The following is a 7,638-nucleotide window of genomic DNA, read 5'->3' on the forward strand; positions in this document are numbered from 1 at the left end:
CGGCATGCTGTGGGCGCTCGTGTACCTGGTGCTGATCGTCGGTGGCCTGCTGCTGCTCGTCCTGTGCGCCTGGCGGGTGTGGCAGAAGGTCCGGGCCGCGCGGCGCGCGCTGGGTGAACTGTCGTCGCGGGTGTCGGGGCTCGCCGCCGACACCTCGGCCCTGTCCGAGCGGCTCGACCATGCCGAGGTCACCTCCCGGCTGGCGGAACGCACACCCTGACCGACCGGTGACGGGTAGCGGTGTGTCGTCCCGGGTCTGTGCCCGCGGCCACCGGACCGCCGCCGGAAACGGTCATGGACGGCGGGCTGGCGGCACGTCCGGATCTGGCTACACTGAGTTGACAGATCCGTCTCGTGCCCGTCAGAAACGCGTCGTTGCTCAGCAGTCATCCGCGGGACACCCAAACGCCGCCTCTTGCCTCCTAGGCTGACGCACGTAGCATCGATCGCACCGGTCGACGAAACGGGCCGGTACCGCTCATCGGAGGATACCGACCATGCCGAACCTGGGCACTACCGAGATCATCATCATCGCGCTCGTCGTCCTGGTGCTGTTCGGATCGAAGAAGCTCCCGGACGCGGCCCGGTCGTTCGGTCGCTCCCTGCGGATCTTCAAGGCCGAGACGAAGGGCCTGCGTGACGACGAGCCGTCGCCCGCCCCCGAGCCCGTCGTCACCCCCGCGCCGCGCCAGATCGAGGCCTCGGCCGAGGCGATCGTGGTGCCGAGCGTGAGCACCGCCGCCAACGGTGTGGCCCCGGCGACCGACAAGCACTGAACGGCCGCGCCGGGCGGGTCGTCCCGTCGGCGCCACCGGCCCATCCCGGCCCATCCCATCCCGGGCCGGCCCGGGATTCCACCCTTCTCACCACTGCCTCGACCAGGAGACGCCGCCGTGCCAGGCATCCCCACGCCGCGCAGGCTTCTCGCCGCGGCGAACCACCGGCGGACCCGTACGGTCGAGGAAAGCCGGATGCCGCTCACCGAACACCTGCGTGAGCTGCGCAACCGGGTCGCGATCGTGCTGGTGGGATTCGGCGTCGCCTTCGTGGTGTGCTTCATCTTCGAGCCGCACATCTTCAACTGGCTCAAGGAGCCCTACTGCGATCTGCCGGCGAGCAAGCGCTTCAGCGTGAACGGCCAGGCCACGGGCGACTGCACGCTGTACTTCTTCGGCATTCTGGACGCCTTCACCATCCGGCTGAAGATCTCGGCGATCGCGGCCGCGGTGGTGTCCTCGCCGGTGTGGCTCTATCAGCTGTGGTCGTTCATCACACCCGGTCTGCACCGGCATGAGCGGCGCTGGTCACTGACCTTCGTCGGGGTCTCCCTGGTGCTGTTCGCCACCGGCGCGCTGTTCGCCTACCTCACCCTGCCCACCGGGCTGAGCCTGCTGCTCGGCTTCGGCGGTAACGGCCTGGTCAGCGTCCTGGACGGCAACCGGTACCTCAGCTACGTGCAGGCCATGCTGCTGATCTTCGGACTGTCGTTCGAGGTGCCGCTGCTGGTGCTGATGCTCAACCTCGCCGGGGTGGTCACCACCGCGCGGCTGCGGTCCTGGCGGCGCGCGGAGATCTTCCTCGTATTCGTGTTCGCCGCGATCGTCACCCCCAGCCAGGACCCGTTCACGATGCTGGCGCTCGGCCTGCCGATGGTGATCCTCTACGAGGTGGCGCTGATCATCGGCTGGCTCAACGACCGGCGTCGGACCCGCCGGGGTTCGGAGTCGCCCTACGCCGACCTCGGCGACGACGAGACGTCCTCGCTGGACCTCGACGACGCGGCGGTCGGCTCCCGATCGGCCGGGCGCGCGGGGACGTCCGCGGGCGGCGGGTCGTCCAGCGATGTCGGAGTGTCCCCGGTCGGGGCCGGTCAGGGCGCTGCCACCCGGGTGGGCGGCGCGGGGACGTTCGGCGGCGACGCCGGCGACATCACCTGAGCGCCGCCCCGGCCGACACGCCGGACCGTCGGCGTGTCGGCGTAGGGTGAGTGACGTGTCCCCGGCGCCCGAGGCTCTCGAGGAATTCGCCGCCAGCCTCGCGTTCGGGCTTGACCCGTTCCAGCATGAGGCGCTGGTGGCGTTGGTCGCCGGCGACAGTGTGCTCGTCGCCGCACCCACCGGTGCCGGCAAGACGGTCGTCGGCGAGTTCGCCGCCCACCTGGCGCTGCGCGGCGGCACCCGCTGTTTCTACACGACGCCGATCAAGGCGCTGTCGAACCAGAAGTACGCCGACCTGGCCGCCCGCTACGGTGCCGGCTCCGTCGGCCTGCTCACCGGCGACACCGTCCGCAACGGCTCGGCGCCGATCGTGGTGATGACCACCGAGGTGCTGCGCAACATGCTCTACGCCGGCCCCGCCGACGGCAGCGACCTCGCCGACCTCGGCTATGTGGTCATGGACGAGGTGCACTACCTGGCCGACCGGCAGCGCGGGGCGGTGTGGGAGGAAGTCATCATCCACCTGCCGGCGCACGTCCGGCTGGTGTCGTTGTCGGCGACGGTGAGCAACGCCGAGGAGTTCGGCGAGTGGCTGATCACCGTGCGGGGGCATACGCGGGTGGTCGTCAGCGATCATCGGCCCGTCCCGTTGTGGCAGCATGTGCTCGCCGAACGCACCCTGCACGATCTCTTCCTCGAGGATGCGACGGGTCGTCCCGACGGCGCCGCCGCCGCGCTGGCCCGCGCCGCCTCCGAGCACAACCTCGCCGACGCCGGTGGCGGTGTCCAGGCCCGGGTGTCCCTGGCGGGGACGGCGGGTGACGGTTCGATCCGGCCAGGCCGCGCGGGTCAGCACGACCGGTCGGGTCAGCAGGACCGGTCGGGGCGGCGTGACCGTGCGGGCCAGCAGGGCAGTGCTGGCCCGCACTGCAGCGCGGGCCAGCAGGAACGGGGCGGTCAGCAGAACCGGGCGGATCGTCGGAGCAACGGTGCGCGGGGGAGTGCGGCGCTGACCGGGGGGCGTGTGGTCAACCCGGACTTGGTGCGGCTGGCCCGCGACGAGAGCCGGATGCTGGCCGGCGGCTACCCCGCGGGCGCGGGCCGCGGCCGGGGGGCCGGCCCGGGAGCGGGAGCGGCGCGGCGGCGCACGGCGCGACCACCTGGGCGTCCCGAGGTCGTGGAACGCCTGGACCGCGACGGGCTGTTGCCGGCGATCGTGTTCGTGTTCAGCCGGGTCGGCTGCGACAGCGCCGTCACCGCCTGCGTGCGCACGGGGATGCGCCTGGTCGGACCGGCCGAACAGCAGCGCATCCGGACGATCGTGCGCGAGCGCACCGCCGGTATCCCCGACGCCGACCGCGGTGTGCTCGGCTTCTGGCCGTGGCTGGAAGGCCTCGAACGCGGCATCGCCGCCCACCACGCCGGCATGCTGCCCACCTTCAAGGAGATCGTCGAGGAGCTGTTCGTCGCGGGTCTGGTCCGCGTCGTGTTCGCCACCGAGACCCTCGCCCTCGGCATCAACATGCCGGCCCGCACCGTCGTCCTGGAACGGCTGACGAAGTTCAACGGCGAGAGCCGCGTCGACATCACCGCCGGCGAGTACACCCAGCTCACCGGCCGGGCGGGGCGCCGCGGCATCGACGTCGAGGGCCACGCCGTCGTCCTGTGGCAGTCGGGGCTCGACCCGCTGGCGCTGGCCGGGCTCGCCTCGACCCGCACCTACCCGCTGCGCTCGTCGTTTCGGCCGTCCTACAACATGGCCGTCAACCTCGTCGGACGCCTCGGGCGTGACCGGGCCCGCGCCGTGCTGGAAAGCTCGTTCGCCCAGTTCCAGGCCGACCGGGACGTCGTCGGTCTGGCCCGCACCGTCACCCGCAACCTCGAGGCCGTCGCCGAACTACGCGCCGCGCTGTCCTGCGACCGTGGCGACGCCGCCGAATACGACCAGCTGCGCCGCGACATCAAAGCCCGCGAGACGGCCCTGTCGCGGGAGGGCAGCGCGCGCCGACGCGCCGACACGGTGGCCGCGCTCGCCCGGCTGCGCACCGGTGACGTGGTGCTCGTGCCCGCCGGTCGACGCAGCGGCCTGGCCGTCGTCCTCGACGCGGACAGCTCCTCGGCCTCGGCGCCCGAAGGACCACGCCCGGTTGTGCTCACCGCCGACCGGCAGGTCCGCCGGCTGTCGCTGACGGACTTCCCGAACGCCGTCGAACCCCTGGGCCGGGTTCGGGTGCCGCGTTCGTTCAACCCGCGTTCGGCGCAGTCGCGTCGCGACCTCGCCTCCTCGCTGCGCGCCACCGGGTTGGACGCCGACGAGGGTGCCGCGCCCGGCCGCCGGGCGAAGATCCGCGCCGCCGCCGCCGACGACGCCGAACTGTCCCGGCTGCGCCGCGCCCTGCGCGCCCATCCGGTGCACGAGTGCCCACGCCGGGAGGAACATCTGCGTTCCGGTGAGCGGGCCAGCAAACTGGAGAAGGAGACCGCCGGTATCTCCCGCTCCGTCGAGGGTCGCACCAACACCGTCGCGAAGACCTTCGACCGGGTCCGCGCCGCGCTCACCGAACTCGGCTACCTCGACGGTGACGCCGTCACCGACTCCGGCCGGCTGCTCGCCCGTGTCTACTGCGAGCAGGACCTGCTCGTCGCCGAATGCGTCCGGGCCGGGCTGTGGGAGGACCTCGACGCCCCCGCGCTCGCCGCCGCCGTGTCCACGCTGGTGTTCGAACCACGCGGTGAGGACCTGGCCGCGCTCGCCCTGCCCGGCGGCGCGGTGCTGGCCGACTGCCTGGAGCGGATGGCCGGCCTCGCGGACCGTCTCGGTGCCACCGAGGCCCGTCACCGCCTGCAGTTCCTGCGTCCCCTCGAACTCGGCTTCGCCGTCACCGCCCACGACTGGGCCCGCGGACGTCCGTTGGAGCGGGTCCTGACCAGCAGCGCGGTCGACCTCACCGCCGGCGACTTCGTCCGCTGGATGCGCCAGCTGCTCGACCTCCTCGACCAGATCTCCAAGATCGCCCCCGAGGACGCCCGGGTCCGCCGCACCGCCCGCACCGCGATGGACGCCCTGCGCCGCGGCGTCGTCGCCTACGCCATGGCAAGTTGAGCAGCCCACCCTCCGTGCCCGCCGTCTTCCCGCCGGCCGCCCCGTGTTCGGCGCGTGCCCGCCTCGGTGGTCTGGTGCTCGCCGCGATCCTGGACGCGCTGCTCGCCGACCCGGCGCGCCACCATCCCGTCGCCGGCTTCGGCGGGGTCGCCGCCCGCGTCGAGGCGACGTCCTACCGCGACAGCCGTCTCGCCGGAACCCTGCACACCGCCCTGCTCGTCGCCGCCGTCACCCTCCCCGCCGCCGTCACCGACCGTCGGCTCGCCCGGCGCCTGACCCACCCGTCCGCGGTGCCATTGCTGCTGGCCACGGCCGGGTTGGGCTGGGTGGTGCTGGGCGGGACGTCGCTGCGCCGGGCCGGGCGGCGGATCGGGACGGCGCTGGCCGACGGGGATCTGGCGGGTGCGCGCACACTGCTGCCGACGCTGTGCGGACGCGACCCGGCGAACCTGGACGAGTCGGCGCTGGCCCGCGGGGCGATCGAGTCGATCGCCGAGAACACCTGCGACGCGGTCGTCGCACCGCTGTGGTGGGGGGCGGTCGCGGGCCTGCCGGGGTTGGCCGCCTACCGGGCGGTGAACACCCTCGACGCGATGATCGGCCATCACAGTCCCCGCTACGAACGGTTCGGCTACTGCGCGGCCCGCCTGGACGACCTGGCCAACCTCATCCCGGCGCGGATCGGCGCGTTCGCGGCCTGCGTGTGCGCACCGCTGGTCGGCGGGAACCCGGTGGACGCCTACTGGGTGCTGCGCCGGGACGGACGCTCCCATCCCAGCCCCAACGCGGGCCCCGTCGAGGCGGCGTTCGCCGGTGCGCTCGGCCTGCGCCTCGGAGGTGAGCTGCGCTACCCGTACCGGGTCGAACACCGTCCACAGCTGGGTTTTGGCCGCGCACCCACCGGAACCGACATCGCCGCCGCGGCCCGGTTGTCCGCCGCGACCGGTGCGGTGAGCCTCGCCGTGACGGTGCTCGCCGCCGCCGCCGCGTCCACCCTGCGGGCCCTCGTGACGTCCCGACCCCTGCGACGGCCCCGGCAGCCCCGACGTCCACGGCACACACAGCAGGTACCGCAGGCACAGCACGGGAGGGGATGACCGGTGGCGTCCAAAGGCGGGGGACTGCTGGTCGCGGGGACCGCGTCGGATGCGGGCAAGAGTGTGCTGACCGCGGGGATCTGCCGGTGGCTGGCCCGCGAGGGGGTGCGGGTCGCACCGTTCAAGGCGCAGAACATGGCGTTGAACTCGACGGTGACCGCCGACGGCGCGGAGATCGGCCGGGCGCAGGCGATGCAGGCCGCCGCGGCCGGGGTCGAACCGGAGGCGGCGATGAACCCGGTGCTGCTCAAACCGGGCGGGGACCGGCACAGCCAGCTCGTCGTGCTCGGCCAACCCGTCGCCGAGGTGGACGCGCTCGGCTACCGTCCGCACAAGGCGCGCCTGGCCGGTATCGTCGCCGACTGCCTGGACGATCTGCGTTCCCGCTTCGACGCGGTTATCTGCGAGGGCGCCGGCAGCCCCGCCGAGATCAACCTGCGTGACACCGACATCGCCAACATGGGCCTGGCCCGCGCGGCGAACCTGCCGGTCATCGTGGTCGGCGACATCGACAAGGGCGGGGTGTTCGCCGCCCTGTTCGGCACGCTCGCCCTGCTCGACCGGGCCGACCAGGCCCTCATCAGCGGTTTCGTGATCAACCGGTTCCGGGGTGATCCGCGGCTGCTGGAACCCGGCCTGCGCCAGATCGAGGCGCTCACCGGCCGCCCGGTACACGGCGTCGTCCCGTTCCGCTCGGGGCTGTGGCTCGACGTCGAGGACTCCCTCGACCTCGCCGCCTACCCCGACGACCCCGACGACGACCTCGACGGCGGCCAGGCGCGGCGCGGGCGGGAGACGCTGCGGGTGGCGGTGATCCGGCTGCCGCGGCTGTCCAACGTGACCGACGTCGACGCGCTGCGCGCCGAACCCGGCGTCGTCGTGCGCCTGGCCACCCGCCCGGACGACCTGGCCGACGCCGACCTCGTCATCCTGCCCGGCACCCGCTCCACCGTCGCCGACCTCGCCTGGCTGCGTCGACGCGGCCTCGCCGACGTCCTGCGTGCCCGCGCCGCCGCCGGCCGCCCGGTGCTCGGCGTCTGCGGCGGCTACCAGATGCTCGGCACCCGCATCGTCGACGACGTCGAGTCCGGCGCCGGCGAGGTGGACGGCCTCGGCCTGCTGCCGGTCACCACCGTCTTCGAACCGGCCAAACTCCTCGGCCGCCGCACCGCCCTCGGCGTCGTCGGTGGCGTCGGTACGGAGGACGCCACCGGGTCGACGGGCCCGGCCAGCCATCCGATCAGCGGGTACGAGATCCGCCACGGCCGGCTCACCCGCGCCGAGCATCCCGGCGCCACGACGTTCGCCGCCGATGGGGTGCGCGTCGGCGCCGTCGCCGGCACCAGCTGGCACGGTCTGCTCGAGAACGACGGGTTCCGCCGCGCCTACCTGCGCGGCGTCGCGGCCGACGCCGGCCGCGCGTTCGTCCCGGGCACCGTCAGTTTCGCCGCCGTCCGCGCCCGCCGCCTGGACGCCCTCGGCGACCTGGTCGCCGACCACC

Annotated in this window: 6 protein-coding genes; all 6 read left to right on the forward strand. The window is 73.4% G+C overall.

Going from position 1 to position 7,638, the window contains the following annotated elements; genetic code table 11:
- The first annotated feature begins 4 nt into the window (after positions 1–4).
- Positions 5–220: a hypothetical protein gene (locus G6R24_RS05930; protein ID WP_163548156.1), complete on the forward strand. Its 216-nt coding sequence runs from the start codon at positions 5–7 to the stop codon at positions 218–220.
- A gap of 277 nt (positions 221–497) precedes the next feature.
- Positions 498–776 carry a Sec-independent protein translocase subunit TatA gene (gene tatA, locus G6R24_RS05935; RefSeq protein WP_163548157.1) on the forward strand — a complete coding sequence of 93 codons (279 nt, stop codon included), beginning with the start codon at positions 498–500 and terminating at the stop codon, positions 774–776.
- A gap of 117 nt (positions 777–893) precedes the next feature.
- A complete protein-coding gene (gene tatC, locus G6R24_RS05940; RefSeq protein ID WP_163548158.1) occupies positions 894–1,937 on the forward strand; it encodes a twin-arginine translocase subunit TatC in 1,044 nt (347 codons plus the stop codon).
- Between the two features lie 55 nt (positions 1,938–1,992).
- Positions 1,993–5,040, forward strand: a complete 3,048-nt coding sequence (locus G6R24_RS05945) for a DEAD/DEAH box helicase (RefSeq protein WP_217451594.1) — start codon at positions 1,993–1,995, stop codon at positions 5,038–5,040.
- Entirely contained in the window at positions 5,037–6,137 is a 1,101-nt protein-coding gene (locus G6R24_RS05950) for a cobalamin biosynthesis protein (protein WP_225438169.1), read from the forward strand. Before G6R24_RS05945 ends, G6R24_RS05950 begins: the two co-directional genes overlap by 4 nt.
- Positions 6,138–6,140: 3 nt before the next feature.
- On the forward strand, positions 6,141–7,638 hold a 1,498-nt coding region (locus G6R24_RS05955), incomplete at its 3' end, for a cobyric acid synthase (protein ID WP_163548161.1).

The sequence above is a fragment of the Candidatus Frankia nodulisporulans genome (assembly GCF_902806475.1).
Classification (GTDB): domain Bacteria; phylum Actinomycetota; class Actinomycetes; order Frankiales; family Frankiaceae; genus Frankia; species Frankia umida.